The sequence below is a fragment of the Providencia sp. PROV272 genome, assembly GCF_049901975.1.
In the GTDB taxonomy this organism is placed as follows: domain Bacteria; phylum Pseudomonadota; class Gammaproteobacteria; order Enterobacterales; family Enterobacteriaceae; genus Providencia; species Providencia stuartii.
Genome location: NZ_CP096291.1, coordinates 2,549,801 through 2,576,446 on the forward strand (window position 1 = coordinate 2,549,801; position 26,646 = coordinate 2,576,446).

At 38.3% G+C, this 26,646-nt stretch carries 26 protein-coding genes and 2 pseudogenes; 10 read left to right on the top strand and 18 right to left on the bottom strand.

Going from position 1 to position 26,646, the window contains the following annotated elements:
- The first annotated feature begins 8 nt into the window (after positions 1–8).
- From M1E93_RS11665 to M1E93_RS11685, 5 genes are all read left to right on the top strand, one after another.
- Positions 9–830 carry a heme/hemin ABC transporter substrate-binding protein gene (locus M1E93_RS11665; protein ID WP_004919127.1) on the top strand — a complete coding sequence of 274 codons (822 nt, stop codon included), beginning with the start codon at positions 9–11 and terminating at the stop codon, positions 828–830.
- Positions 827–1,828: a FecCD family ABC transporter permease gene (locus M1E93_RS11670; RefSeq protein ID WP_040133063.1), complete on the top strand. Its 1,002-nt coding sequence runs from the start codon at positions 827–829 to the stop codon at positions 1,826–1,828. The genes M1E93_RS11665 and M1E93_RS11670 overlap by 4 nt, the downstream gene beginning before the upstream one ends.
- Before the next feature lie 5 nt (positions 1,829–1,833).
- On the top strand, positions 1,834–2,619 hold the full coding sequence (locus tag M1E93_RS11675; RefSeq protein ID WP_004919124.1) for a heme ABC transporter ATP-binding protein: 786 nt from the start codon (positions 1,834–1,836) through the stop codon (positions 2,617–2,619).
- Positions 2,620–3,270: 651 nt separating this feature from the next.
- Positions 3,271–3,642: a helix-turn-helix domain-containing protein gene (locus tag M1E93_RS11680; protein WP_014658208.1), complete on the top strand. Its 372-nt coding sequence runs from the start codon at positions 3,271–3,273 to the stop codon at positions 3,640–3,642.
- 397 nt (positions 3,643–4,039) lie between these two features.
- Positions 4,040–4,849 carry a sulfatase-like hydrolase/transferase gene (locus tag M1E93_RS11685; RefSeq protein WP_426206943.1) on the top strand — a complete coding sequence of 270 codons (810 nt, stop codon included), beginning with the start codon at positions 4,040–4,042 and terminating at the stop codon, positions 4,847–4,849.
- On the opposite strand, the gene M1E93_RS11690 is transcribed toward M1E93_RS11685, so the two are convergent.
- Entirely contained in the window at positions 4,846–5,793 is a 948-nt protein-coding gene (locus M1E93_RS11690) for an IS30 family transposase (protein WP_140035165.1), read from the bottom strand. The two genes, M1E93_RS11685 and M1E93_RS11690, sit on opposite strands and share 4 nt — an antisense overlap.
- An 80-nt stretch (positions 5,794–5,873) precedes the next feature.
- On the opposite strand from M1E93_RS11690, the gene M1E93_RS11695 reads away from it, so the two are divergent.
- Positions 5,874–6,659 (top strand): sulfatase-like hydrolase/transferase, encoded by a 786-nt coding sequence (locus M1E93_RS11695; protein ID WP_426206945.1) that lies wholly within the window; start codon positions 5,874–5,876, stop codon positions 6,657–6,659.
- A gap of 77 nt (positions 6,660–6,736) precedes the next feature.
- Here the strand turns inward: M1E93_RS11695 and M1E93_RS11700 are convergent.
- Positions 6,737–7,627, bottom strand: a pseudogene (locus tag M1E93_RS11700) (lipoate--protein ligase); the annotation flags it as partial.
- Positions 7,628–8,187: 560 nt separating this feature from the next.
- Between M1E93_RS11700 and M1E93_RS11705 the strand changes: the two are divergent.
- Complete coding sequence (locus M1E93_RS11705) at positions 8,188–8,823, top strand: hypothetical protein (RefSeq protein WP_369473530.1); 636 nt, start codon at positions 8,188–8,190, stop codon at positions 8,821–8,823.
- Between the two features lie 7 nt (positions 8,824–8,830).
- Here M1E93_RS11705 and M1E93_RS11710 read toward each other — a convergent pair.
- Positions 8,831–9,528 (bottom strand): IS1 family transposase gene (locus M1E93_RS11710; protein ID WP_369473529.1). Its coding sequence is split into 2 segments (ribosomal slippage): positions 8,831–9,279 and positions 9,279–9,528, totalling 699 coding nucleotides; the frame shifts between segments, so codons are not numbered across the junction.
- A gap of 405 nt (positions 9,529–9,933) precedes the next feature.
- On the opposite strand from M1E93_RS11710, the gene M1E93_RS11715 reads away from it, so the two are divergent.
- Positions 9,934–10,500, top strand: coding sequence for a recombinase family protein (locus tag M1E93_RS11715; protein ID WP_369473528.1), 567 nt, complete (start codon positions 9,934–9,936; stop codon positions 10,498–10,500).
- A 120-nt stretch (positions 10,501–10,620) separates the two neighbouring features.
- Here the strand turns inward: M1E93_RS11715 and M1E93_RS11720 are convergent, their stop codons facing one another.
- Together M1E93_RS11720 and M1E93_RS11725 are read right to left on the bottom strand one after the other, a co-directional pair.
- Entirely contained in the window at positions 10,621–11,181 is a 561-nt protein-coding gene (locus M1E93_RS11720; RefSeq protein WP_369473527.1) for a hypothetical protein, read from the bottom strand.
- Positions 11,182–11,194: 13 nt separating this feature from the next.
- Entirely contained in the window at positions 11,195–11,455 is a 261-nt protein-coding gene (locus tag M1E93_RS11725; protein ID WP_369473526.1) for a helix-turn-helix domain-containing protein, read from the bottom strand.
- Positions 11,456–11,559: 104 nt separating this feature from the next.
- Between M1E93_RS11725 and M1E93_RS11730 the strand changes: the two genes are divergently transcribed.
- Positions 11,560–11,865 (top strand): helix-turn-helix domain-containing protein, encoded by a 306-nt coding sequence (locus M1E93_RS11730; protein ID WP_369510207.1) that lies wholly within the window; start codon positions 11,560–11,562, stop codon positions 11,863–11,865.
- Between the two features lie 398 nt (positions 11,866–12,263).
- Here the strand turns inward: M1E93_RS11730 and M1E93_RS11735 are convergent, their stop codons facing one another.
- From M1E93_RS11735 to btuC, 13 genes and pseudogenes are all read right to left on the bottom strand, one after another.
- Positions 12,264–13,994: a recombinase family protein gene (locus M1E93_RS11735; protein ID WP_369473525.1), complete on the bottom strand. Its 1,731-nt coding sequence runs from the start codon at positions 13,992–13,994 to the stop codon at positions 12,264–12,266.
- 305 nt (positions 13,995–14,299) lie between these two features.
- A complete protein-coding gene (locus M1E93_RS11740; protein WP_369473524.1) occupies positions 14,300–14,800 on the bottom strand; it encodes a rolling circle replication-associated protein in 501 nt (166 codons plus the stop codon).
- A gap of 385 nt (positions 14,801–15,185) precedes the next feature.
- Positions 15,186–15,338, bottom strand: a pseudogene (locus tag M1E93_RS11745) (lipoate--protein ligase); the annotation flags it as partial.
- Positions 15,339–15,413: 75 nt separating this feature from the next.
- Positions 15,414–15,902 carry a C40 family peptidase gene (locus M1E93_RS11750; RefSeq protein ID WP_014658203.1) on the bottom strand — a complete coding sequence of 163 codons (489 nt, stop codon included), beginning with the start codon at positions 15,900–15,902 and terminating at the stop codon, positions 15,414–15,416.
- A 90-nt stretch (positions 15,903–15,992) separates the two neighbouring features.
- Positions 15,993–16,394, bottom strand: coding sequence for a 4-amino-4-deoxy-L-arabinose-phosphoundecaprenol flippase subunit ArnF (gene arnF, locus M1E93_RS11755; RefSeq protein WP_004919107.1), 402 nt, complete (start codon positions 16,392–16,394; stop codon positions 15,993–15,995).
- Positions 16,391–16,738 (bottom strand): 4-amino-4-deoxy-L-arabinose-phosphoundecaprenol flippase subunit ArnE, encoded by a 348-nt coding sequence (arnE, locus tag M1E93_RS11760; protein ID WP_004919105.1) that lies wholly within the window; start codon positions 16,736–16,738, stop codon positions 16,391–16,393. Before arnE ends, arnF begins: the two co-directional genes overlap by 4 nt.
- Positions 16,735–18,393, bottom strand: coding sequence for a lipid IV(A) 4-amino-4-deoxy-L-arabinosyltransferase (arnT, locus tag M1E93_RS11765; protein WP_072502212.1), 1,659 nt, complete (start codon positions 18,391–18,393; stop codon positions 16,735–16,737). The genes arnE and arnT overlap by 4 nt, the downstream gene beginning before the upstream one ends.
- Positions 18,394–18,400: 7 nt before the next feature.
- The gene (arnD, locus tag M1E93_RS11770; RefSeq protein ID WP_004919102.1) at positions 18,401–19,294 is read right to left on the bottom strand and encodes a 4-deoxy-4-formamido-L-arabinose-phosphoundecaprenol deformylase; all 894 of its coding nucleotides are present in this window, start codon (positions 19,292–19,294) and stop codon (positions 18,401–18,403) included.
- Positions 19,294–21,276 (bottom strand): bifunctional UDP-4-amino-4-deoxy-L-arabinose formyltransferase/UDP-glucuronic acid oxidase ArnA, encoded by a 1,983-nt coding sequence (arnA, locus tag M1E93_RS11775; protein WP_004919101.1) that lies wholly within the window; start codon positions 21,274–21,276, stop codon positions 19,294–19,296. The genes arnD and arnA overlap by 1 nt, the downstream gene beginning before the upstream one ends.
- Positions 21,276–22,268, bottom strand: a complete 993-nt coding sequence (gene arnC, locus M1E93_RS11780; protein WP_004919099.1) for an undecaprenyl-phosphate 4-deoxy-4-formamido-L-arabinose transferase — start codon at positions 22,266–22,268, stop codon at positions 21,276–21,278. The genes arnA and arnC overlap by 1 nt, the downstream gene beginning before the upstream one ends.
- Entirely contained in the window at positions 22,268–23,413 is a 1,146-nt protein-coding gene (arnB, locus tag M1E93_RS11785) for a UDP-4-amino-4-deoxy-L-arabinose aminotransferase (protein ID WP_104873418.1), read from the bottom strand. The genes arnC and arnB overlap by 1 nt, the downstream gene beginning before the upstream one ends.
- Before the next feature lie 132 nt (positions 23,414–23,545).
- Positions 23,546–24,316 carry an ATP-binding cassette domain-containing protein gene (locus M1E93_RS11790; RefSeq protein ID WP_040133060.1) on the bottom strand — a complete coding sequence of 257 codons (771 nt, stop codon included), beginning with the start codon at positions 24,314–24,316 and terminating at the stop codon, positions 23,546–23,548.
- A 6-nt stretch (positions 24,317–24,322) separates the two neighbouring features.
- The gene (btuC, locus tag M1E93_RS11795) at positions 24,323–25,324 is read right to left on the bottom strand and encodes a vitamin B12 ABC transporter permease BtuC (RefSeq protein ID WP_036943866.1); all 1,002 of its coding nucleotides are present in this window, start codon (positions 25,322–25,324) and stop codon (positions 24,323–24,325) included.
- 121 nt (positions 25,325–25,445) lie between these two features.
- On the opposite strand from btuC, the gene M1E93_RS11800 reads away from it, so the two are divergent.
- Positions 25,446–26,462, top strand: coding sequence for a RhoGAP domain-containing protein (locus M1E93_RS11800; protein WP_004919091.1), 1,017 nt, complete (start codon positions 25,446–25,448; stop codon positions 26,460–26,462).
- The last annotated feature ends 184 nt before the right edge of the window (positions 26,463–26,646 follow it).

Consider the following 26,646-nt stretch of genomic DNA (forward strand, 5'->3'; position numbering starts at 1 on the left):
AAATAAAAATGAAACAATGGCTTCTAATTGCAGTGACATTAATCATGAGCTTTTCCGCTCAATCAGCCGAACGGATCATCACGTTAGGTGGTGATGTTACGGAGATTGTTTTTGAACTTGATGCAGGCGCTCAAGTGGTTGCTCGAGATAGCACCAGCCTTCATCCTGCTCAAGCTGTTAAGCTACCCGATGTCGGTTATATGCGAATGCTCAACGCTGAAGGTGTGCTTTCTATGCGCCCAACGCTTGTGCTTGCCAGTGAACTAGCAAAACCCTCAATGGCACTTTCCCAGATAGAAAAAAGTGGTGTAAAAGTCATCAAGGTGACTGGTAAGCCTGCATTAGAAGCCATTCCAGAAAAAATTACAACGGTGGCTAATGCTGTCGGTAAAACAGAACAAGGTAAACGGTTAGTTGAGCAATTTAATCAACAGATTGCCAAAGTAAATACCTCACCCATAGATAAAAAAATTCTGTTTATCATGAGTCATGGTGGCGTAATGCCGCTTGCTGCGGGGCAGCAAACCGCTGCGGATAGTCTTATCAAAGCGGCGGGAGCTAAAAACGCCATGAACGGGTTTAATAGTTACCGCCCATTATCACAAGAAGGTGTGATTGCAAGTCAACCTGATTTGATTATCGTCACCCATGAAGGCATCAAATCATTAGGTGGTGAAGATAAAGTCTGGAAATTGCCAGGCCTGGCAATGACACCTGCCGCAAAAAATAAGGCACTAATCGTTGTTGATGATATGGGAATGCTTGGATTTAGCCTTGGTACCCCTAAAGTCATGCAACAGATACGCGAGGCATTAGAGAAGTTTCAATGAGTCGAATTAAATACCCTCTGTTCGCTATCATTGCGTTATTGTTCGTTTTGATGGCGATTGCCTTACTTGCCTCCAACGCTGGCGCAATGAATGTATCGTTTAAAACTCTGTGGCAGACGCCTGCCACAGACCCTCTTTGGCAGATCTGGCTCAATATCCGGCTACCACGTATTTTGCTAGCGATTTTAGTCGGTCTTGCTCTTGCTGTTTCAGGTGCCATCATGCAGGGGTTATTTCGTAACCCGCTTGCTGATCCCAGCTTATTAGGGATCAGCAGTGGCGCTGCCTTATGTGTCGCTGCATTTATTGTATTCTCTTTTTCATTACCTACCGCCCTACTTAACTATGGGCATATTGGCGCCGCTTTCGTCGGCAGCCTTATTGTTTCAATTATTATTTTTAGCTTAAATCGCTACTCAAATGGGAATTTAGCACGCTTACTTCTCGCTGGGATTGCGATCAATGCCTTGTGTATGTCATTCATCGGCGTACTAAGCTATATCAGCGATGACCAACAGCTGCGTACTTTTAGCTTATGGATGATGGGAACACTTGCGAATGTCGACTGGACTTCCTTAACGATTGCCGCCAGTGTTATCTTACCGACCTGCTTTGTCTGCCTTTGGCAAGGTAATAAGCTTAATCTACTGCAACTAGGTGATGAAGACGCTCACTATCTCGGATTAAATGTGGAGCGAACAAAATTTATTTTACTATTCCTTAGCGCCTTACTGGTAGGTTGTGCTGTTGCAATGAGTGGCGTGATTGGTTTCGTCGGCCTCGTGGTGCCCCATTTAATCCGTATGACGCTAGGCCCTGATCACCGCTGGCTAATACCTGGCTCTGCGATTGTTGGAGCGACCTTACTTTTAATTGCCGATACCATTGCTCGAACTGCGGTTTCTCCTGCTGAAATTCCTGTTGGATTACTAACAGGACTCATTGGCGGGCCTTACTTTTTATGGCTAATTTTACGTCAACCAGCAGGGAGAGTTTAAACATCATGAATACACAAACTCTACTTGAAGCACGTAACCTCAGTTTTCACGTTGCCGATAAGGTATTAATAAAAGATATCAGTTTATCCATACAGCAACATGAAATGGTCGTCATTATTGGTCCAAACGGTGCAGGAAAATCCAGTTTATTAAAACTACTGACTGGTTTTCACTCTCCCACTCACGGGGAGTGTCTGTTAGAAGGTTTAGATTTACGCAAATGGCAACATAATGCATTGGCAAAAAAACGTGCGGTGATGAAGCAACAAAGTAGCTTATCATTTGCCTTTACTGTTGAAGATGTCGTGGCGATGGGGCGTAGCCCGTATGGCGCTGAGCATAAGCAACAAGCCATTGAAGAGGCGTTAGCACAAACAGATTGTTTGGAATTACGCCAACGCGATTTCCGTCAGCTTTCTGGTGGTGAACAACAACGCGTTCAGTTAGCACGAGTACTTGCTCAAGTCTGGCAACCCAACCATAGCCCTGCTTGTCTTTTTCTTGATGAACCAACTTCAGCTCTTGATCTTTACCACCAACAACATAGCCTACGGTTATTACACCAATTAACACGTGAGCGGCCTTTTGGCGTGTGTTGCGTCTTACACGATCTTAACCTTACCTCCCTGTATGCTGATCGCGTGTACTTAATTCACCAAGGCCAACTTGCGGCGGCAGGTACGCCTGAAGAAGTTCTGACGACAGAAAATCTAACTCGTTGGTATAAAGCAGATTTAGATGTGATCTCACATCCTGAAACAGCCACCCCACACATCTACTTGCGTCGTTAGTCACCTATTAGGTTTCTTGGGTCTTCTCAAGAAACCTAATAGTCTTCCCTTTGCATAATTTCATCTCCAGCTAACCTCTTTGCCAAAACAGGACATGAATGCCACGCCATGTATTTCTTGCTTATACCATGTTGAGTCAAGTGATTTTTTTAAATTGTTAAAGATACGTTAAGTAAATTGACTTATTTGATAGTTCAACTAAAGTTAAACAGTCAACCATTAGCATCAAAAATCACAGATTATTGAGCATTAACCCCCGTCACTATTACCTCGGTATTTCCTAAGTATTGATGGTAAAAATCAGCACACCTGTCACAACTTAAGTTAAATTAATTTTTCAATATTTTACTTGGTTAATAATTTCGAATACATCCAACAAAAAAATTGAACTTGATATATCCGACTGCTTTTTTGATATATCAACCCCTACCATTTACACTCAGCTATTTGATTTTAATAGACAAATAACATACACTCTTGTATGTATAAATTTGAATTATTAATAAAATCTATCGTATCAATAACTATTCTCATTAAAAAAAAGCACGTTATGCCTATCGATATATCGGAAAAATGGGAAGAATAGACAGTAATTTCTTTAGTTATTATTAGTTATTAATGAACAATAACCCATAGAAGTGGGAGGTAAATATGTCTGAGAGTGTAGTCAACGATATTGTTAAATGGCTGGAAAGTCAGTTACAGCGCAATGAAGGCATCAAAATCGACACAATTGCCGATAAAAGTGGTTATTCAAAGTGGCATTTACAGCGTGTTTTCAAAGAAATGAAAGGTTGCACGCTTGGCGAATACGTTCGTAAACGCCGTTTATTAGAAGCTGCTAAATCATTACGCAATGGTAACCTGCCAATTTTAGATATCGCTCTGCAATATGGTTTTAGCTCACAAGCTACTTTTACACGTATCTTTAAAAAACACTTTGACATTACCCCAGCAAAATTTCGTCAAAGTGGTCAGTTGCCTGAATGTAAAACATTTATGTCTTGCAACTGCAACAACTAAATAAATTTCAGTTGTATAGTTGAGTATTAATAGTCCCCTTAATTATTTTTTCATTCCCTAAACATTGAAGTCTATGTCCGAGCCGGTAAATACCGGCTCTTTTTTTGAAATTTGCCCATATCGCTAACAAGTTTATCCTCAATACCGCCTTATATAGCAACAAAAGAAAGCTATCTTCTCTTAAAAGATCATTTCAGAACGGATAATAGAGTGATGTCATGCCTTTAAAGCACACACGTCCAATGTGTATTTTTTTGACATTTATTGAAAAAAAACATAATCTGCGGCAACTCATTTATGAGTGTTATAGTTAAATTATTATTAATATTATTTTCTTATTGTTATAAAGGCTGTTTTTGTGGGACATTCCAGATTATTTGCATGGTATAAAAATAGAATGCAAAATAAAATCTTAAAAATAAAACACTATTTTGTATACATTATACCACTCATCATTCTTATCGTTTCATCAAAATTAATGTTGAAAGGTTCTGGGTATGCTCATCCAACTCCGAGAGACATTACGCTCGTCTGTGCTCTTTATATTATCCTTTACGCTTCAAAAAAAGCTTATTATTGGATAGGTGTACCAATAGCAATATTGTATGCTATTTATACGCCTATTGGACTGACCTTTGATAAACCAACCTACCAATATTTTGCTTCGGTTATTGCAACTGATGCTATTGAGGGCATTGAGTTTTTCACACAAATTCCATTTACTCATTATCTTTATGCCGTCCTCATTATTGTTGGAATATTCGCCTTCCAAAAATTATGTACAAAATTAAATATTAATTATTATCGAAACAAAACACTGATGATCATTCTGGTGATAATTGCCTTGATTAATCAATCGCCATTTGATTATTTCTACAATATTTATGAATCCATATCTAAGGTTAAGGGTGAGGTTAGCGCACTACATGATTTTACCAAATCCAGCGAATGGGGAAAATCAACGTTAAATAACAACAGCCGTTATGATGACTATGTATTAGTGATCGGAGAGAGTGTTCGCCGTGATTATATGGGTGTCTATGGATACCCTATAAATAACACCCCCTTCTTAAGCCGCGTGAACAGTACCATTATTGATGGGTTAAACAGTGCTGGAAATAACACTATTGGCTCATTAAGATTAATGTTAACACAGTCAGATAAAGAAAAATTAGAAGGCGGATTCAAGTCCGAAGTGCAACGCTAAGCCGCCTTTCTTAGCTCCGCAAACACCACCGAAGGTTGTCTGAACCCCAGACACTTGCGTGGCCTGCTGTTCAACGCTCCCTGATAGCGTTGTAAGTCTTCTTCTGTCACTGTCCGCAGGTCTGTTCCTTTCGGGATAAACTGTCTTAACAACCCATTCGTATTCTCGTTCAGCCCACGCTCATGCGAGGCATACGGATGGGCAAAGTACGTATCTGCGTTCAGTGCTTCTGCTATCGCCTTGTGCTCACTAAACTCTAGACCGTTATCGAACGTTATTGTGTGACATACATCCTGATACTCACTCAGCAGTGAGATAATGGCCTTACTGACTTCCACCGCATCCTTTGAAAACACCTTTTTTGTCAGGTAAATACGGCTTTTGCGTTCTGCCAGTGTCACGATAGCACCAGTGCCCTGTTTACCCTGCACCAAATCGGCCTCCCAGTCCCCCAGACGGCTACGGTCATCGACGACTGACGGCCGTAGCTCAATGGATACCGCATCAGGGATGCGCCCTCGTTTCTGCCCGTAGCCCTTACGATATCGCCGTTTGCCCTGCCTAAGATGCCTGTACAACTCGCCACCGCTACGCTTATCCGCATAGATATACTGGTAAATCCATTCATGGCTGACGCTAAGACCAATAATGCTGCCAATTGCACTTATTTGCTCAGGACTCCACTTCCACTCCAGAGCAAATATCACGAAATCTATGGTCTGCTGAGGAATTGTCCTTTTGGCAGATGACAGTCGCCTATCACAGCACTTCTGGTGTGCCTGTTGTGGGTTATAACCAGTATCTGAAGTGTTACGCCTCAGTTCACGGGAGACCGTGGACTTGCTTACACCGATACGGATACCTATCTCATGGCAGGATAAATTATCCTCACGCAGTATCGATATCTGGTATCGTTGTCCTTCGGTTAGTTGCTGATACTTCATACTTACTCGCTCATCTTTGGTCGGAAGAGCAGGATAGCTTATCAGTAGCTAACCGTCCTTCCATCTAACATGACCGAGCGTTGCACTTATTATCTGAATTCGCGGAACCTAATTATGGCTTAAATCTAGTTGGACTCGCCAAATCAGCCGGTTTCAAAACATACTGGATATCGAATCAAGGTTATATCGGTAAACACGACACTCCAATTACCTTTATAGCAAAGCATGCTGATGTGAAAAAATTCAATAAACTCGGCGCCTTCAATTCTAATGATGAAAGTGATTTTTCCCTTATTCCTATCTTTCAAAAAGAATTAAATGCCCCTATCCAAAAGAAACAGAAAAGATTATTTATTATACATCTTTATGGTTCACACCCGAACCCATGCGGTAGAATTCAGGATTATGAAAATCATTTTATTACCCAAGATAGGCAATATCATAATATCTCCTGCTATGTTGCAAGCATTAATAAAACAGATGAGATCCTTGAGTCAATTTATTCATTGTTAGAGACGCAATACCAACAAAAAGAACGTAAATTCTCAATGATTTACTTTGCTGATCATGGTCTTTCCCATCAAGAAGAGGGAGACCAAATAAAGCTCCTACACGGAAAAACAAAATATGCGTATCGTGTTCCATTAATCCAGCTCTCTTCCGATCACCAATCAACTCAATATATTGTTGCTAACAAATCTGGGATGATGTTTATTGATGGTATTGCTAATTGGTTAGGCGTTTCTAATCCGCTTCTAAATGAAAATTATCATTTATTTAATTCAGAAAATTATATAGAAGATTTTGGTTTGAGTGAAAAAATAGAGGACAAACCGGATGACGCTATTAATATTCATGGTAAATAACGCTTAATGTTACCTACCCCTTACCTATTTTTATTTCGGGTTAGGTAACATTTAAGCAGCATAGAAACAAAGCGTATTTAGCTTAACTCATGCACTAGCCAGCTTTCAAGATCAGATAACTGTTCGGTTAATTCAGGCCATATTTGATGCATTTCTAATATTAATTTACGAATGGTTTCTGTTTGGTAAACTTGATCGGTAAGTTTCTGGCTTAACCATTCTAATGGGGATGGGTCAAGACTGTCCGTAAAAAATTGGCAACGTTTAATAACCCCTTTTTCGATATCAAAATGAAATTCGATACCTCCCCATGGGAAACGTGTATCACTGTAATGGGTAAAAGCAGGTGCTTGACCGAAATTCCATTCCCAACTACTTTGCTTCGCAAAAGTTTCACGAAAATGCGGTAAGTCCGGTAATTTCTCAGGTGAGATAAATTCAGCCTCAACGGTTTCACCATAATAATCGAAAAAGCTTTTTACGATACCCTCGCACACTTTTTCATGACTGATATCTGATACCAGTTCACATAAATTCGTGACTCTTGAGCGAACTGAAGTGATCCCTTTAGCCTGTAATTTTTTAGGGTCAGGGTTTAGATAATCTGCAAGCCGATTTAAATCAGAATTGATAAGTAAAGTACCATGATGGAATCCTCTGTCACGGGTTTCTCGGTAAGCAGATCCTGATATTTTCCTTGGCCCATCATCGGTGTGTAATACCAAATCATTGCGACCAGAAACCTCAGCATTGATCCCCACCCTTGCTAAGCCATCCACAATAATTTTTGTCGAAATACTTTTATCATATTCTGGTTTGCCCGCCATGAAGGTAAAACACGTATTGCCGAGATCTTGAAAAACGGCACCGCCCCCGCTACTACGGCGAGCTAAGCGTACATTATCCTCTTCCATACGACGCGTATTACACTCTTTCCATGGGTTCTGTGCTCGCCCAATAACGACAGTTATATATACTATATCAAACAAAATTTCCAGTTCTAGATAGTGAACTTTGATGTGCCATGAACGAAAATAGTAGAACTGGCAGTACTGGCTCCTAATCCAAAAATAATTAGCTATTACAATGAATTATAATTCATACTCACATGCTAATGAGTTTTGTTTTACATGAATATAACATGATTAAATCAGGCTTCAGTACTGATTGGAAATCGTTAATTAGTAAAAAACAAAATGGCAAGCCGAATAATCAAAAAGTACATATCTATAGAGAACTCAACCAAGGTTACTAAATCTAAGGAACGTATCACTGTATATAAAATTCAGCACTTTTCATTATCTGGATTAACATTTAACAATTAAAATTCAATGCATTAAGCACTATAGATGATTAAGATCAATCAGTTTTTCAAATAAGCTGATTGATCGCTATCTCCTATTAATAGATTGACTATCGATAGTTTTAACGATCGTTTTATAAAATTCGATCGTTTTTATCGATCGATGTTGAAGGGTGTAGTATCATTGATTCAATAAGATGTAAAAATCTAATCAAGGAGAATTAGGTGTCTCAATTAATTGTTATTGTTATCACTACATTTTTAGCTGTATTAGTCTATAAAAAAATGTCTAGATACTTTAAGGGGAAAGGATTAGGCAAAGGTTCCATATTTTTTGTGGCTATTATTCCTTCTGTATTGTTATATATTGTAATGTACTCAGTACTTCATACTCTGACATCTCCTACTGTAGTTCTTAAGTATAAGAATATAGATAATGAAATTGTATACTTAGAATTTAATGATAAAGATCCATTAGAAATGTCACTTTATAAGAGTATAAAATCTTATCCTATTGGTAGTTTTGAATTTGCGAGAGCAGTTAATATATATTTAAGCTATGGAATAAGTTTGAAAGATTTTGATGAAAAAATTCGTCCAGATTGCCAAAAAGATTTTAATAAATTAAATTCATGGTATGGTGAGCAAGTGAAGTACTGGCAGCAATTTCCCGTGCATGTGCGAAATGTTGAAATACAAAAAGCATTGGAACTACTAACCAAAAAACAGAAAATAGTTATACCGAAAATGGAGGAGTGTTTCTATACTGAATCTCAAAAATTAACCAATCGCATCCCAAGAAACCCTAACGCTTTGAAATCTAAATATATGGCAGAGACGGTCACGTATCCAAAGGGTTGATGGTATTTCAAACGTAATACTCTCGCTCAATGAAAGTCCCAATGATCTTGTCATGCATGCCGGATGATTTTGAATACCCTAACGTCTTGCGATTAAGTCGTTTCAATCGGTTACGCAACGTCAGATTTTCACGCTCAATTCGCTGTGTGTATAGCTTTCCTAAAATATGTTTTTCGCTAGAGAGTGTCTCTTTGTACGCCCTGTAACCATCCGTACACCAAAAAGCGATACGGAACCCAGACAGCAGTTTTAACAATTTGCCCAGTGTTTTCTTGCTTCGGGAACCAAATACATGAGCGATAATCCGCTTTAAGCGAGGCTCCCATGCATACCACAACCAACGCTGACGTTTTTTGTTACCGATAAAGGACCACATCTCATCGACCTCACAAATGAGCTGAATTTGTAGGTTATCTAGGGGCAGTGTTGTTACATTCCGTGGCGAGAGTTTTTTAAAGTGCGGACGCCGGCATTGATACTGATATGTAATGCCCTAGCGGTGTCACGAATACCCGCATTATTCATGGCAAGCTCAACCACTTGCTCTTTGATGCCGGGCTGACAAGCGTTGTAGGTATAATCGAGTTGAAAAGTGCGGCAACAGGCCTGACAGCGATAACGGGGATGACCTCCATTGCCGGTGCCATGTTTTTTAACAGGGTCGGTTAATCCACAGAATCGGCATTTTACTGAAATGGTAGCCATACTAAGCCTCAACAGAAAAGCTCAGTTTACCCCATTATCAACTCATTGAATACTTGACCGACAAAATGAACCCCAATTATCAATATTAGTTAGTCATACATGACTAAAATCAACATACATTTCTTATGATAACATGGTCATAATAATAAATGTATGTTGAACCTAAAATCTATAAATTTACTTTATAAATTGGGATATCAATCAAATTTTCATTGATATGGTCTAAAAGGATATAAAAGCTAATATTTGCGATTCGCTAGCGTTAATATGATACTCATTCCAATCATTAGACTACTCCCTAATGATACCTGCCTAATTCAACTAAAATAGTATCATTTAGTACTTGAACCCATCTATATGATTTCGTATCATTTGGATATTATAAATGATACCAAAGGGCTTAATATGATATTCGGATATGTTAGAGTTTCTTCAAAAGATCAAAATCTAGAAAGGCAGCTTTCAGTGCTTGAACCTATCTGCAACAAAGTGATTCAAGAAAAAGTATCAGGGAAAAATATTAACGATAGGCCAGAACTACTATTACTATTATCGCATTTAAGGGAAGGTGATACTCTCATTACAAAGTCTATCGATAGATTAGCCCGTAATACTAAAGAACTCTTATCGCTAGTGGATGAGTTAGTAGAAAAAGGAATCACTGTTAGGTTCTTAGACAATAACATGAGTTTTGATAATTCTCCCGCTTCAAGGCTAATTTTGACCATGATGGGAGCAGTGGCAGAGTTTGAACGAGGTATTATTGCATCTAGAAGAGACGAAGGTATTGCTATTGCTAAAAAGGCTGGAAAATACAAAGGAAAACAAAAAAATGCAGTACTACATAGTAAAATAAGTGAAATGCTAGAAACTGGAAAATATACTGCTGATGAAATAGCTAAGCTTTGTGATTGTGGTCGAGCTACGGTTTTTAGAGTGAAGAAATTACGATCAGTTAACCAACAAACATAGCTCATTTTTTTTACTTATTATATCTTTATAGAACAATCCTATTGATATCATAGTATTAAAAGGTTTTATTTTAATTAAAGAGTGAGTTTATGTAACTCACTCCAATTTATTGGAATACTATTATACATTACCTGCAAGATCGTAATACATATCACACATTTTTTGATCTACTGTTTTATTTTTATTACTAGAATATGATCTTATACCTATATTTTTATATTTCACCATTCCATCTCGCCATGAGATAAATTGATATGGATTCCTGTCTGCTTGTTCTAAAATTTGATAAAAGTATATATCAAATTTTTCACTATAAAATTTAGCCATTTTTCGATTATTCGGAACCGCAGTTGAGTAGCCGTAACAGTAAGCAATAAAAAATATTTCTTTTTCATATTCTGAGCTTCCTTTTATAATCGAACGCTCAACTTCCCTAGATACTGGGACTTTACTGGAATTATTTACGCTATTTTTTGATGTATTATTCTCTGCATTCTTGTTAGTATTGAATACCAATACTAAAATTAAAAATGTTAGTATAAATCCAATAAAGCTAATGCCAATCAAAAAAATATATTTAATAAACCCTTTTATATTACTTTTAATGCACCATTTATTCAACTTTATATAACAATATATTCCTATTAACATACTAACTAAAAATACTACTAAAGGATTCATGGTAAACTCCACATTAAATATTTTTTCTGTAACGCTCAGGCCAAATATCAGAGACTTTCAAGCTTAAAAAATCAGCAATTATTTTTTCACCCTTGGGCCAACTTCTATCTAACACATTGTATAAGGTTCTTTCGTGCAATCCATTTATCCTAGAAAGAGAAGCTAGAGAACCCCCTTTCTTTTTTACTTCAGCAATAATTTCTGCTCTATGCCAGTTCTTTAAACTAGCATTTTGTTCCTTTTTCTGAGATGCTAAACTGTTGTGATTACTCATAATGACTACTTATTAATTATTTCAAGAATATGATTGATCATTATTAAGTGATTTGTCAAACCATAAAAGGAATAAATTCCTTTTAATGTAATGAGCAATAGATTATGAATAGTAAAAAAAAAACGATCGTAGAATTCAGTGAACGTTTAAAATCAATAGTACCTAAAGGTAGCGGAAGGGATTTCGCTCATAAGGCAAGTATTAGTTACAGTACTTTTCATAACTACATGAATGCTCAGTCAAGCCCAACACTTGAAAATCTAGTTCTTCTATCTAAAGCATGTAATGTTTCAATTGAATGGTTAGCCACAGGCAATAGTTTAACCTTACAAAATCAGAGAACAACAGATAGTGTTCCGTCGTTAATACACAAAATACCTTTTTTAAATAAAAAAGAGTTCTTTTTTTAGGACTTAATGACTTTAAAAAAATCGATGGTAGTACGGAAAGCCTTGCCGCACTACATGTTGAAACTGATTCTATGGCACCTATTTTTAGTACCAATAGTGTAGTTCTTGTTGATACTAACAAAAAATTGCTTAAAGAAAGTAAGATTATGGTACTGCAAAAAAAATGAACACTATTTATACAAATTAGTACAAGTAACACCACACGGTTACTTATTAAATAGCACAAATCCAAACTACACAGATATTATTATTGATAATGACTCTTTAAGTGATCTACAAATAGTTGGTGAGGTAGTTTTGATCCTTACTACACCATAGCTAATTACTTATGACTATCAGACTATCTAGTTTAGCCTTGCTACACAAGGCTAAATCAAAAACTTGGCTAATACCCTCTTTTATAAACCGTTAGAGAATACAATATTTTCATTTTTGTACATTTCATTTATCACCCATTGCTTATCACCTAATCCACTGATGTAATTGATTAATAAAAAGTAATCTTGAATTTTAACAAGCTCTAACCCTATAAAATTACATTCTTGAGTAGTTTCATTTATACACAGTTTGAAGTCATTAGTTGAATAAATCATTTTATCTTCTTCTTTTTCAATACTAATTTCATGCTCAATAACATTAACCTTTTTATCTGTTATTAGTATATGTCTATATACATTGTTATAATATATAATTTCAATTAAAAATTTTTCTTCAATACTTCTAAATCTAATTTCATCAACTGTCTGTGTCAGATACTTTCTTAAGCTCATCCTTAAACCTATGTTAGATACGTCTATTAGTTCCTTAATTTCTATTTTTTCTAATATGGGTATAGGCTCTATGATATTAATCTGAGATAGTTCTTGTCTAATTTCATCAATTCTATCTAGTATCTCTGTTAATGAATCAGCTAAAATATAATTAACAGTTTTTCCTAATTTTTTCCTCTCACTAATTTTTTCTTTAAATTTTTTCTCTTCCTCATTTAAATACATCAATTCCATTTTTAATTTATTTTCATGTGTTTTATCTTCTTTATGAAACGAAAAAACTTTAGACATATCCATTTGCTTTGTATGTCTTATAATTATAGTTTCTAGCTCTCTAAGTCTAATACTTCTTTGTCTGCAAATTTCATGATTACGCCGATTTAAACATACAACATATTTAACACCTCGACCATTTTTAGCCGTTGTAACTTTTGCTCCACATTTACCACAACGAACAATACCAGTAAGAATATTATTCACTTCTCTAGTTTTATTATTTTCTCTAGGACGCCCTTTAATTCCAGCTGCATTAATATTAAGCATTCTATTAGCACTATTAAATAGATCCTCATCTATAATTACAGGGAAAATGTTAGGTACTGACTCTTGATTATTACTACGGCGAAGAGTTCCCCTAAGTCTTTCATCCTTTATAAGTTTAGTCACACCATTAGGACGCCATAGTGAGCCAGCCATAGACTCAATACCTTCTTCATTAAGCCGTCTGGCTATCATAGTGCTACTCAATCCACTTAAATAGTCTCTAAACAATCGCTTTATAATTTCTACTTTCTCTTCAATGATGATGTAACCATTCTCATCAGAACTTAACCAACTGGGTAATTTATTTGTAAATACCTTTCCTTCTTTGCGAGTATCATCTAACCGCTTCTTCCAACCAGCTTTAGACCTTTCAGCTTTGATTTCACTTTCATTATGTCCTCGAAGAAGAATCAAATCCATGATTGTTTTTGACCAAGGATCATCTTTCTTAAGAACAACAGGTGTTGTTACATCATGAATCTCTATATCATTTTTTACTAACCACTGTAAAATATCCTCATCCCATGATGAACGACGAGAGAAGCGGTCTAAAGAATACAGAATTAAAGCGTGACCTTCTCCTATTAAACCTGACTTAACCTGTTTGATAAATTCAGCAATCTCCCCATCTTGAATATTTTTTCCTTTATAAGCACTTTTTCCTATATCTTCCCAGTAAGTCACTTTACCGTCAAAAATGTTAGTATGTTTTTTAATATATTCATCTATTCTCTCACGCTGCTCATGCAAACCACTACCTTCTTGCTGGCTAGCTTTCGAAATCCTAGTATAAACGTGAGCTTTTAATTTACTCATAAATCACTCATAAAAAAGAAGATTATATTCATATCATATAATCTTCCATCTAAAAAAACAAACTAAAGTACTAGACAATAGATACAGCCTTATTCTACAAAATTGTACTAATGTACTATTAAAGTATTAAAGTATTAAAGTATTAAAGTATTAAAGTATTAAAGTATTAAAGTATTAAAGTATTAAAGTACTATAGTTTTCCTTCAGGCACACTTAAACCAAGGAACCCAATCCCTTGCACTTTTCTTGGAGTTAAAAGATATGGTCATAAACCTATATCAGCCCCCCAAGGTGCTACAATATAATTAGGATAATTTACTAAGATCAATATTTTCATATCCAGTGCCTGATTCTTTTAAAATATAATGAACCACACCATTTATATATGTTATAACCTGACAATCAGTATTTGCATACTCACCAAGTATTTTTTCCCTCCAAATATTTAGCAACAATTCGTTTAGAGGTGTACTTGTCTTAGTTTCTATTCCTGATAGGATATCTGAAAGTAAAATATGAATATGAATATTCTCATCCATTCCTTTCTCTATAGAAGAGAACATATTAATTATCATCTTGTCCGCATTATCTTTATTTTTATAATGTTTTCCAAAACATTTTCGATGCATAAATCTATGAAGATTATCTATATCTTTTTGTACTTTATCAGTTGTAAGCTTTTGATTTGCTGCATTTTTATATGTAAGTGTAATAAACCATTTGAAATCTTTGCCTTTTAATAATTCGGCATACCCCTTATCTAGTTCATTTTTATTAAAATGACTAGTGTTAAAATTATCCATCATCAAAAATCCTTTTAATTATTTCATATATTCCCTTATTAAATGACTCGCTTCATGCAAGTTAAATACCCAATATGTTTCTGAATAAGCCTATTCAGTTTATAAAAATAACAACCCTGTATACTGAAAGGTGGTTTTTCGGAGAAATATTTTGAGTACTGCACACTAGGGAGTGTGGGAGACGACACATTAGTTTCATTTGTCATAGTATTTATGCAAATTGAGTGCATCTTCCTTTCATAGGAAGTATAACACAAAAATGATCAAATTCCCTTTGTCAATGATTTTATATGAATATTTATCTCAAATGTAATGCGTAATTTATCTACCCCATAAAAAATTAATTATTTAAATCAATAAGTTAAAAAGATCACCTACAAATCATTTTGTTTGATTGGTGCAATATTACCACCGTGTCAGCGTTACGCCATAAAAACATAACACGTTGATCGGCGGGCATTTGACGAAAAATCGTCTCTTCAACCGCAAGGTTAAACCAAGGGTCGAAAGATTCTGAAATCAGTAAACGTAAGCGAGACATTAAGCTATCCTAGAAACAAAAGTTGCAACTAAGATAGCATAATTGAAGACAAAAATGAGGGGATCACACGGGAAATCAGATACGCCGCGCTTGCCAAAACACTTTTCGCCAATACACATTATCCATTGACGAACGGATCACACCCTTACTGGTCGATGCATGAATAAAGGTATTATCTGTATCATAAATTCCGACATGTAAACCATTTTCACCGGACCCCGTTTTAAAGAAGACGAGATCACCCGGCATCAGATCGGATTTATCAATACGCGTTCCCAATCGTGTTTGATCTATCGTTGTACGCGGCAATTGGATAGCAAAACGGTCGCTAAATGTACGGTAAACAAACCCAGAGCAATCAATACCGCTTTGACTCATCCCACCATAATTATATGGCGTACCATACCATTGCTCTAACTGTTCTTTAAGTTGTGCAATGGTCATTATAGGGTCAGATAATTGCGTTTTTAGTGGCGGTGGTGGCGTTCTTTTTACCGACGTGGAAGAGCAGCCAATCAACACTAATGAAAGCAATAATGGTAGGTGTTGCCATTTTATTATCATGTTGCACCCTTAAATAAACAATCGACACGCTTAATTTATTATCATAGTTGCTCAAATATGAAAAATAAATTATCACGCAACCAAATTATTCTACTTTTGAGATTGTCCTTTTGTTGGACGGCTAATTAACCAAACACCAAGGATAATAAATGCAACGCCCCCTGCTTTTAGCCAAGTCGCGGGTTCATGATACCAAGGTAAAATAACCGCTAATAGATAAACAAATACATAGCTTAAACTAATCAGCGGATAGGCTTTATTAAGCGGGATGGATTTTAGTGCAAACAACCAACATAACATTGATAAGGCATAGCAGACTAACCCCACAAACACTATGCTAAGATTTGCCAGATTTGCGAGTAGCCATTCAGATTGTAACCAATGCCATCCTAATGTAAACGAAGGCAACCCCACTACACCTGCTTTTAAGCTTAATTGTGCAATGGTGACTAATAGCGCACTTCCTATTACCCAAAAATAGCCTTTGTTCATCCGCTTATACTCATCAAGAAAATACCAAACATAATTGCCGCCACACCTAGCCAATGATTAAGCCCTGTCTGCTCATGGTAGACAAACTGACCAATCAAAGTAACCAACACAAAATTAATACTAAGCATTGGATACGCAATGCTAAGCGGCATGCTTTCGAGCAATTTAAGCCAAAACAGCATGCCTAACCCAAGCATTAGCAATGCCAGCACCAGCCAACGAATGGCTGATGCCGTTTTATTATGTTTATCACCCTGCCAGCATACCACCGCTTGCTTTTGCGCTATTTGCCCAAGGCAAGTGAGTACACTAACTAAAAGCAGTAATAATAATTGAGCAATCATTGTTTGTGATACACCACTATCGCAATTCGCGAATTACTGATCACCTCATCTGGCTTAGGAATATCCGGTAATCCTTCTTTACGTCCAAGTAAGAAAACCACTGTCACTTGGCCTTCTTGGCGAGCTTTTGCCAACCAAGCCGCAAATTGATCAGGCTTCACTAAACGGTGTTGGCTATCCGGGTATTCCAAACCATAAGTCAGCTCACCGCTGCTATTATACAGGTAGATATTAGCGTTTTTCGTTTCCCACGCTAACCCGGCTGCAATGCCCACATTACTCGCCATAAGATATTTGCTATCCATCAACAAGTCATGGTTTTGGTGGATAAAGCTCTGTGGCAATTTGGAATTTATCGTGTTATTTGGCAATGCACTACCGATACACAGGCTCACCGCCAACGAGCAAGAGGCGGCCCATAGCCAATATTTGGCATTTAACACGGTACATAGGTAACCGATGATACCCCAAATCGAAAAAGCAACGATACCAAGCACCATTTTTGACCATTCGTCGGCTTCGTATAACGGGCGCTTAATCACCGTACTGACAACAATGACAGCGATTACGGCGAGCACCCCAATCGCAACGTTGATCATGCCATTGGCCTTTAATGCTTTCATCTTCCCACTGCGTACACAATCCACCCCATATTTAGCCATGAGCAGTGCTAGTGGAGCCATAAATGGCAGCATATATGTTGGCAATTTGCCGCGTGAAATGCTGAAGAAGATCACAGGCACAATAAACCAACAGAGCAAGAAAAACATATCTGGACTTGATTTGCGCTCTCTCCAACCTTTCAGCAAAGAGCCAGGTAATAACCCAACCCAAGGTATACTGCCTAATAAAATAATCGGAATGTAATACCAAAAAGGAGCAATGTGTTGCGCATCATCGGCGGTAAAACGTTTAATGTGCTCTATCCAGAAGAAATAATTCCAATAGTCAGGCTCCTGTTTAGCGATGGCTAGCGCCCAAGGTAAACTAATGATAACCGCTGATATAATCGCCAATGGCCCATACTTCACCATCTCAAGAAAGCGCTTTTGGTAGATTGTGATAGGCAACATTACAATCACAGGAATGGCAAGCGCAAGGAACCCTTTAGTCATAAAGGCCATCCCACACGCTAAACCAAGACATATCCATGCAGCAAGTTTTTCTTTTATGCCACGCGCCTTCATCGCCCATAGGCAACAATACATACTGGCTGCTATCCAGAGTGATAGCATAGGGTCAAGTACACTATAGGTGCCGACAGCAAATACCAAGAACATCGACACATAAATAAAACTTGCGACATAAGCGACATGGTTGTTACGCCACATCATTTTTGCCATTCGGTAAACAAGTAATGCACTGAGCAAAATACAAAATACCGAACCAAAACGAACTGCAAAGTTAGTATCGCCAAAAATCATTTGGCTAATATTGTTGATCCAATAGCCTGCTACTGGCTTTTCAAAATAGCGTATATCCAGCATATATGGCACGATCCAATCACCGCGTTGTAACATTTCACGGCTGATTTCTGCATATCGTGTTTCGTCAGGTTGCCAGAGTAAACGGCTATTTAACGGTAGCAGATAAGTTAAGATAAAAAAAAGAGCCAGCAGAGAGGCTCCTACTTTGCTCGCTCGATTATTCAACATGCTTATACTATCCCTCTTCTTGGCAGCCAAGCCAACCCTCACGCCCTGGGAATGGCGCTCTCACGACTTTCCCTTTAGGTAAAGTGCTAATGTCTTCTGGCAGCAAATCACTCAATGTACAGAATTGGATTTCTTCTTGGGCAATTCGTTCCAATAATTGTGAAAATTGTTCTGATTTAGACATACCTTCAACTTCAGTATGAATGGTGTAAACGGGGACACCTTGATCCTCTTTTATCGCTTGAAGGATAAAATCATTAAAATTTTCATCACTGACAACGGTGCCAACGACTTCATCATAAGTCGGTAATGTGACAGGAATTTGTACCGTGCCTATTGAACCATCACGTAAAATGGGTCTAAATGGATACTTACCGCGACAATCGCTGTTGTAATTAAAACCAAACTTTTGTTTAACCTCAAGCACACGTTCATCGCCTCGCCAGCCAGCAACCGCCGAACACGTAACAGGCTGACCGATGGCTTGCTGCAAAGCATCAACCCCCAATTTAACCTGCTCCGTTAATTGGGCTTCGCTCCATTTAGCCACTTTGGCTTGCCAACCTTGGTGATCCCAAGCATGCAACCCTACTTCATGACCTGCATCTAGCGTTTGTTTCATCAAATAGCCTAAATCTTTGGCTATTTTTTTACCTGGCCACGCTGTACCCGCCAATAAAATATCTAGCCCATATAGGGAGGCGGCATTTGACCTCAGCATTTTCCACAGGAATTTAGGACGCAAAAGGCGCCATAAATGGCGCCCCATGTTATCGGGTCCTACACTGAAGAAAAAGCTGGCCTGAATGTCATGCTGTTTCAGCACGTTGAGTAGTTGTGGTACACCTTCTAATGTGCCTCGATAGGTATCCACATCAATTCTCAAGCCAACTTTTTTCATTAGTTCTTACCTAATTCTTCTACCGCACCTTGCAAGAAGAAATCCAGTGTCTCTTCAATAGTATCTTTCATATCGATTGTTGGAACCCAATCAAGCAGACGACGTGCATTTTCCACGCTTGGTTTACGGTGTTCAACATCTTGATAACCTTTACCATAGTAGCTGCTACTTTCGATTTCACGGAAACCTGCAAACGGAGGGAAATGGCCGCGTAGAGGGTGTTTTTCGAAACTTTCAAGTAACATTTCAGCTAATTGGCGAATGCTTGCTTCGTTTGTTGGGTTACCGATATTGATGATCTGACCGTCGCATTTGCCGTCTTTGTTTTCAATAATACGGAACAGTGCTTCGATACCATCTTTAATATCAGTGAAACAGCGTTTTTGCTCACCACCATCAACCAATTTAATTGGCGAACCTTCAACTAAATTCAAGATTAACTGAGTGATCGCACGAGAGCTACCAATACGTGCTGAGTTCAAGCTATCCAAACGTGGCCCCATCCAGTTAAACGGACGGAATAACGTAAATTTCAAGCCTTCTTTCGCGCCATATGCCCAAATTACTCGGTCTAACAGCTGTTTAGACACAGAGTAGATCCAGCGCTGTTTATTGATAGGACCAACAATCAAACGTGACTCATCTTCATCAAACTCTTTATCATCACACATACCATAAACTTCAGAAGTCGATGGGAAGATAATACGTTTGTTATATTTCACGCAGTAACGCACGATTTTCAGGTTTTCTTCAAAGTCTAATTCAAAGACACGCAGTGGGTTACGGGTATATTCGATTGGTGTTGCAATCGCCACCAATGGCAGAATAACGTCACATTTCTTAATGTGGTATTCGATCCATTCGGTATGAATACTGACGTCACCTTCGATAAAGTGGAAACGTGGGTTACCAATAAAGCGGTCAATCGCCGATGAGCTGATATCCATACCATAGATATCATAATTATCATCTTGCAATAAACGCTCTGTTAAATGGTTACCGATAAAACCGTTAACACCTAAGATCAGAACACGCTTACGACGTTTAATTTGTGCAGTCGGTTTTGGCCCTACACGAACATCAGTCACGATACCCATTTCATTTGCTAGACGGTTGCCTTGCATATATAAACCGGAGTCACCCTGACCACTAACAACTTCAATAGCCCCTTCGCCACAAGCAATACGCAGAGGGTCACTTGATAATACTGTACCCGCGCGTTTACCTTGATTATCATCGAGCACACGTGCACGCCAAATTACCATTTTACGCTCACCTAAATAGGTAAATGCGCCTGGGTATGGCTCAGTAACAGCACGAATTAAGCAATCAATTTCTTTTGCAGAACGGTTCCAGTCGATCAAGCCATCTTGAGCGGTACGACGACCGAAATAGCTTGCTTGGCTCTCATCTTGCGCCACTGTTTTATAGCTACCCGCTTCAATCAATGGCAGTGTTTTATCTAACAGTACTTCAGCCGCTTCACGAACTTTTGCGTGTAACGTTAATGCAGTATCAGTATCGGTGATTGTGACTTTTTCTTGTGCAACAATGTCACCAGCGTCGGCTTTAGTGACCATTTTGTGCAACGTCACGCCTGTTTCTTTCTCGCCGTTCAGCAATGCCCAGTTAATTGGCGCACGACCGCGGTATTTAGGCAGTAAAGAGCCATGCAGGTTAAATGCACCTTTAGGGGCCAATGCCAGCAATTCTTCACTGAGCATATCGCGGTAATAGAATGAGAAAATTACATCAGGTTTTAATTCGCGAATACGTTCAATCCATAGCGGATGGTTTACGTTTTCTGGCGCGTAAACAGGAAGTTCCATGTCCGCGCTGACACGCGCTACTGAAGAGAAAAAGTGGTTTTCGTTAGGATCATCAGTATGAGTAAATACTGCTTGAATATCGAAACCTGCTTTTTTTAGCGCTTTCAGCCCTACACAGCCAATATCATGATAGGCAAAAACAATAGCTTTCATTAGTTTTCTTCCTGGTTTTTGTCAGTCTTAGCCTTAGCACCGACGACTTTTTGAATAAAATAACGGGGTCTCGCGCGCACATCATTATAAATCCTGCCGATATATTCACCAAGCAAGCCCATAGCAACAAATTGTGCACCGATAAACATAAAGAGTATTGCAAACAGTGTGAATACGCCGTCAGCGGCCCATGTTGCACCAAAGAGCAAACGTAATACGATTAACAACACTGCGAGCAAGAAACCGCCTGCTGCAATAATACTCCCAACAACACTTAACAAACGCAAAGGTGCTGTTGTTAAACACGTCAACAGGTCATACATTAAATTAATCAGCTTCATAAAGCTGTATTTAGAATCGCCAAACTCACGTTCAGCATGCGCTACATCAATTTCAATGGTTCTACGTGCAAACGTGTTGGCTAAAATTGGAATAAATGTACTTCTTTCATGGCATTGTAACATCGCATCAATAATATGACGGCGATAAGCACGCAACATACAACCATAATCGCCCATAGAGCGACCGGTCGCTTTTGTGATCATCGCATTAATCATTTTAGATGCCGTTTTACGGAACCAAGAATCTTGACGGTTAGCACGACGCGTGCCAACAACATCATAGCCTTGTGCCGCCGTTTGCACTAAGCGAGGGATCTCTTCTGGAGGGTTTTGTAAATCAGCATCCAGTGTAATCACCAAATCACCATCCGCTTGATTGAAACCAGCCATAATTGCAGAATGCTGCCCATAATTACGATTCAAAATAATCGCGATAACATGGTTATCAGGATTTTCTGCTGCCTCAGTCAACATTTTAGCGGAACGGTCACTACTCCCATCATCCACTAAAATCAACTCATACTCTTGCGTAAGTTGTTTACACGCTTTAATTGTACGCTCAAGTAACTGAGGTAGGCTTTGCTCTTCATTATAAACAGGGATTACAACAGAGACTTTTTTTATCTCTTCAAATTCATCTACAAATGACACTATTTTGACTCCAAAAGGATTTCATTTATCGCTTTAACAACCCGATCAACATCTGCATCAGACATATCAGGGAAGAGAGGCAGGGAACAAAGGGTCGCGGTGTTCCATTCTGACTCTACGAGTGAGAGCTCTGGGTATTTCTCACGGTAATATTTCTGTGTATGTGCGGCACGGAAATGTAAACCTGTACCGATATCATACGCTTTTAGTTTTTCCATAAAGCTATCACGATCAATACCGCATACACTTTTATCGACACGCACCATAAATAAGTGGTTAGCATGCAAATGTGAATATTCAGGAACTGAAAGCATTTGTAATGGGGAGTCTTTCAGTGCGGCACGATAACGCGCTACCAATTGTGCACGACGTTGATTCATTTCTTCAACACGAGACAACTGAACAACAGCAATCGCTGCATGAATATCAGATAAATTATATTTTAAACCAGGTTCAACCACTTCTGCTTGTGGTTTTCGACCTTGCATTTGTCTATCAAAGGCGTCAACCCCGAGACCATGGAATTTTAAGGTACGAACGCGCTGTGCTAATTCATCATTATCAGTGACGACTAATCCACCTTCCGCACACGTCACATTTTTAATTGCATGAAAAGAGAAAATAGCGGTTCCCTGCTGACCAATCCATTCTTCTTTATAGCGCGTTCCCACCGCATGAGCCGCATCTTCAATCAACGCCACTCCCGCTTTTTGCGCGATAGCACGCAAAGCGTCAAGATCACAAGGAGCACCTGCGTAATGTACAGGAATTATCGCTTTCGTTTTCGCAGTAAGCGCTTTTTCTACCGCATCGGGTTGTACCATTAATGTATCACGGTCGACATCAATCATAACGGGTGTCGCGCCTAATAACTCAATCATATTAATGGTGGATACCCATGTCTGCGACGGGGTGATCACCTCATCGCCTGGGCCGATACCCAATGCCATTAAAACAACATGCATACCCGCAGTGGCTGAACTTAGCGCTATTGCATGCTTACAACCATAACGTTCACAAAAATCTTGTTCCAACTGATGGTTCTGAGGCCCTGTCGTAATCCAGCCTGAACGTAGAACTTTCTCTACTGCCTTAACCTCTTCGTCACCGATTGCCGGTTTTGAAAACGGAAGGAAATTGCTCATATAATCTGTAGCCTAATTTTTTATTAAGAAGAGAGTATTCTAGTTAAAGTTACTTTAACCGAACATCAACACCTGAAAACATTTCTTATATCGTAAAGCATAATGAAACCGACGATTAAAACAATTTTTCTGCTACTCGTCAAAACTAATTACTTGCCAAGTTTTCGTTTCGCTATCTGTACTTGAAATAATTTTACTTGCAAATATCTCAGATAAATTAAAGTCAGTCATCACTTGCTCAGGTTTACCTGAAAAAATAATTTCACCTTTTTTTAACATCCATATACGACTTGCATGTCGATATGAATGACTCAAGTTATGCCCACTCATTATAACCGTTCCTTGGCAATCACAAAAATATTTCACCCATTTATCAAGCTTGGATTGTTGAATAATATCTAAATTGTTTGTTGGTTCATCAAATAGAATAAATTTTCCACTTAAATCTTGACGATCCCAAACTTGCAAAAAAGTTGCAATAATACGGACTCGCTGCCATTCACCACCCGAAAGTTGTGTAATAGGTTTCATTAACAAGCACGCTAATTGGAAATCTTCAGTTAATTGGTTAAATAACGCTATTTGATACTCATTTGATGAATAAAACAGCGCCAGATATTGAAAGACTTTTAAAATAGGTTGCGTTGATACTTGCTGAGGAAAATAGGCTCTTTGCTGACGCAAAGCTTGCACCCGATACTCGTTGAGCGCCCGACCATTAATATTTAATTGTCCTTGAAAAGCTAAAAAACCACTCATTCCACTGAACAAAGTACTTTTCCCCGCCCCATTTGCACCAAGTAAATGAATTTGCTCTCCCGCAAACACAGTTTCATTAATATTGATAAGCCGGCTATCAATGGAAAACTGAATTAGCTCAATGATAGGTTGTCTATTCATCATTCTATTTTATCGCCATTGATTGTTACGCGCTAATAGCCAAATAAAGATAGGTGCCCCTAACGTCGCGGTTATCACACCAATAGGTACCTCAGCATTGGCAATCAGTGTGCGTGAAAGCATATCGGCTAATAATAACCCTCCCGCTCCTGTGATAGCACACCCCGGCAATAATGTTCGGTGGTCGGTCAATCCTGCCAACCGTAAAATATGGGGAATGACTAACCCAACGAAACTAATAGCACCCGCAATAGCAACGCTCAAACCAATTAGCACCCCCGTCACGATAATCAGAGCAAGACGCCAGCGATGGTGAGAAAAACCGAGTTGATAAGCTTGCAATGATCCAAGTGATAAGTAATTGAGTGTATTACCTTGGCAAATTGCCCACAATAAAAAAGGAATACAAGCAATGACTAGAGCAAATTGACGCCAATCAATACCGCTAAAGCTTCCCATCATCCAATAGAGGAGTTGACGTAGGTCTAGGCTGCTACTCATATAGACCATCCAAGTCATTATCGCACCACAAATCACACCAAGCGCCACGCCAACTAGCAGTAAGCTCGTGTTATTAAAATGCTTTCGTTTGGCAAAAAACAGCAGTATCGCGGTTAACAATAATGCACCAACAATTGCACCTGAACTTATTAGCCAATACTGAGTTACCCCATGAGAGAGCAAAACAATCAGAACGACGGCGACACCAGCACCATTGCTGATCCCCAATAACCCAGGTTCAGCCAGTGGATTTTCGAATAAGGCTTGCATGATAGCCCCTGTTACCGCAAGGGCTGCACCAATGGTAATGACTGCCAATAATCGAGGAAAACGAATTTGCCAAATAAATAATTGTGCCGATTCGCTCGCCCATTGGTTAGGCCATAACCCTACTTCGCCGACACTCAAAGCCAAGACACTGACAACGATTAAAAAACAGACCAATACACGCAGTAACCGTATATCGGCGTGCCTCTGACGTTTTTGAAGGGTAAGCAATTGATTATTCATTAAGTAGAAAATGTCTTAAATATTAACAGTATTGCCCAATTATAGCTTTTTGTGCAAGCGATACCAATGCAGCAAATTTATACTGCACATCCATTTTTATTTGAGCATTTGAAGGGACAATATGAAATCGACTTTATCAACATCAACGCCCGACTTCACTTCCACAACTAAAATAGCCGATACACCCCTTAAGCCTATCAATCAACCCAAAACAAGCCTCTTTGCTGCATCAATCCAACGAGTGACTAATGTTTTAAAAAAATTTTTAGGGTTACCTTCGCAACACCAACATGAATCTATTGAAATAAAAAACAAAAATATTGATGTATTAAATTACAAAAAATTAAGCGATAGCGATCAAGAAAATGCGCTCCCCCCTTCTCAATACAAAACCCCGGCTGAATTAAACGCAATGCAAATGCGGATAGCGCAACAACAAACAGCAAAACTCATTGAAAAACAGAATATAGATGCTATCAATGAGTATATTGGTATCGCTTATGAAGATCGCCTTAAATACCAGCAAATTAATGAGATTGGTACTGCTATCTTATCTCATCCAAATTACTTACATGAAACAGGACCATTTCGAATATCAGGCAACAAACAGAGAGTTGAAATAATATTAGAGCATCTCGCTAGCAATAAATCTATTGATATCTTTTTTATTCAAAAAAATAACATTGACGTATCTGATCTAACATCAGCATATAAAAAATTAGTTGGCAACGTTTTAGATAGTTCATCGAGTGAACAAAAAACATTATCGACTCTCTTCACTAAATATCATGATGCAATCGGAAACAAAGCTACAGTGAAACGTGCTATTGAAACAAACCCAACATTGGCAACGAGCGAAAATAATATTTTAGCCGTTTCTGATACAAAAATTTTAGACTCACTGCCACCGCTAAAAAAACTGCCATTGATATTGCAAATAGCGGTGCCCCTACTTACCGAAATCAGCCGTCATGCAGAAAAACACCAGATGACCCCAGAAAATTTATCGATCGCCTTTGCCCCGACTCTCGATAGAACCGATTATTCTAAAACGGCGGGAAATCCTCTTGATCAACTTAAACAAATAGGACTTGCACAATTACCTATTAATTATTTTACCGCATTGTTGCAAAGATAGGCGACCGAATATAAATTTTTCCACCTTAAAAGTTATAGCTACCGATACCATAGGTAGCTATTTAAAATATCGATAAATACATCAGTGTGATCAATCCTCAATATCCTCTAAATATTTTCTAGCTGATAGTGTGGAAACCCTATTCTGCATCCAGATAGATAGCATAAAATATATTGAAATAATG

Bases quoted from the DNA above. Each gene is read 5' to 3' on its own strand.
- M1E93_RS11665 (WP_004919127.1), top strand. From the start codon at position 9: ATGAAACAATGGCTTCTAATTGCAGTGACATTAATCATGAGCTTTTCC.
- M1E93_RS11670 (WP_040133063.1), top strand. From the start codon at position 827: ATGAGTCGAATTAAATACCCTCTGTTCGCTATCATTGCGTTATTGTTC.
- M1E93_RS11675 (WP_004919124.1), top strand. From the start codon at position 1,834: ATGAATACACAAACTCTACTTGAAGCACGTAACCTCAGTTTTCACGTT.
- M1E93_RS11680 (WP_014658208.1), top strand. From the start codon at position 3,271: ATGTCTGAGAGTGTAGTCAACGATATTGTTAAATGGCTGGAAAGTCAG.
- M1E93_RS11685 (WP_426206943.1), top strand. From the start codon at position 4,040: ATGCAAAATAAAATCTTAAAAATAAAACACTATTTTGTATACATTATA.
- M1E93_RS11690 (WP_140035165.1), bottom strand. From the start codon at position 5,793: ATGAAGTATCAGCAACTAACCGAAGGACAACGATACCAGATATCGATA.
- M1E93_RS11715 (WP_369473528.1), top strand. From the start codon at position 9,934: ATGATATTCGGATATGTTAGAGTTTCTTCAAAAGATCAAAATCTAGAA.
- M1E93_RS11720 (WP_369473527.1), bottom strand. From the start codon at position 11,181: ATGAATCCTTTAGTAGTATTTTTAGTTAGTATGTTAATAGGAATATAT.
- M1E93_RS11725 (WP_369473526.1), bottom strand. From the start codon at position 11,455: ATGAGTAATCACAACAGTTTAGCATCTCAGAAAAAGGAACAAAATGCT.
- M1E93_RS11730 (WP_369510207.1), top strand. From the start codon at position 11,560: ATGAATAGTAAAAAAAAAACGATCGTAGAATTCAGTGAACGTTTAAAA.
- M1E93_RS11735 (WP_369473525.1), bottom strand. From the start codon at position 13,994: ATGAGTAAATTAAAAGCTCACGTTTATACTAGGATTTCGAAAGCTAGC.
- M1E93_RS11740 (WP_369473524.1), bottom strand. From the start codon at position 14,800: ATGATGGATAATTTTAACACTAGTCATTTTAATAAAAATGAACTAGAT.
- M1E93_RS11750 (WP_014658203.1), bottom strand. From the start codon at position 15,902: ATGATAATAAAATGGCAACACCTACCATTATTGCTTTCATTAGTGTTG.
- arnF (WP_004919107.1), bottom strand. From the start codon at position 16,394: ATGAACAAAGGCTATTTTTGGGTAATAGGAAGTGCGCTATTAGTCACC.
- arnE (WP_004919105.1), bottom strand. From the start codon at position 16,738: ATGATTGCTCAATTATTATTACTGCTTTTAGTTAGTGTACTCACTTGC.
- arnT (WP_072502212.1), bottom strand. From the start codon at position 18,393: ATGTTGAATAATCGAGCGAGCAAAGTAGGAGCCTCTCTGCTGGCTCTT.
- arnD (WP_004919102.1), bottom strand. From the start codon at position 19,294: ATGAAAAAAGTTGGCTTGAGAATTGATGTGGATACCTATCGAGGCACA.
- arnA (WP_004919101.1), bottom strand. From the start codon at position 21,276: ATGAAAGCTATTGTTTTTGCCTATCATGATATTGGCTGTGTAGGGCTG.
- arnB (WP_104873418.1), bottom strand. From the start codon at position 23,413: ATGAGCAATTTCCTTCCGTTTTCAAAACCGGCAATCGGTGACGAAGAG.
- M1E93_RS11790 (WP_040133060.1), bottom strand. From the start codon at position 24,316: ATGATGAATAGACAACCTATCATTGAGCTAATTCAGTTTTCCATTGAT.
- btuC (WP_036943866.1), bottom strand. From the start codon at position 25,324: ATGAATAATCAATTGCTTACCCTTCAAAAACGTCAGAGGCACGCCGAT.
- M1E93_RS11800 (WP_004919091.1), top strand. From the start codon at position 25,446: ATGAAATCGACTTTATCAACATCAACGCCCGACTTCACTTCCACAACT.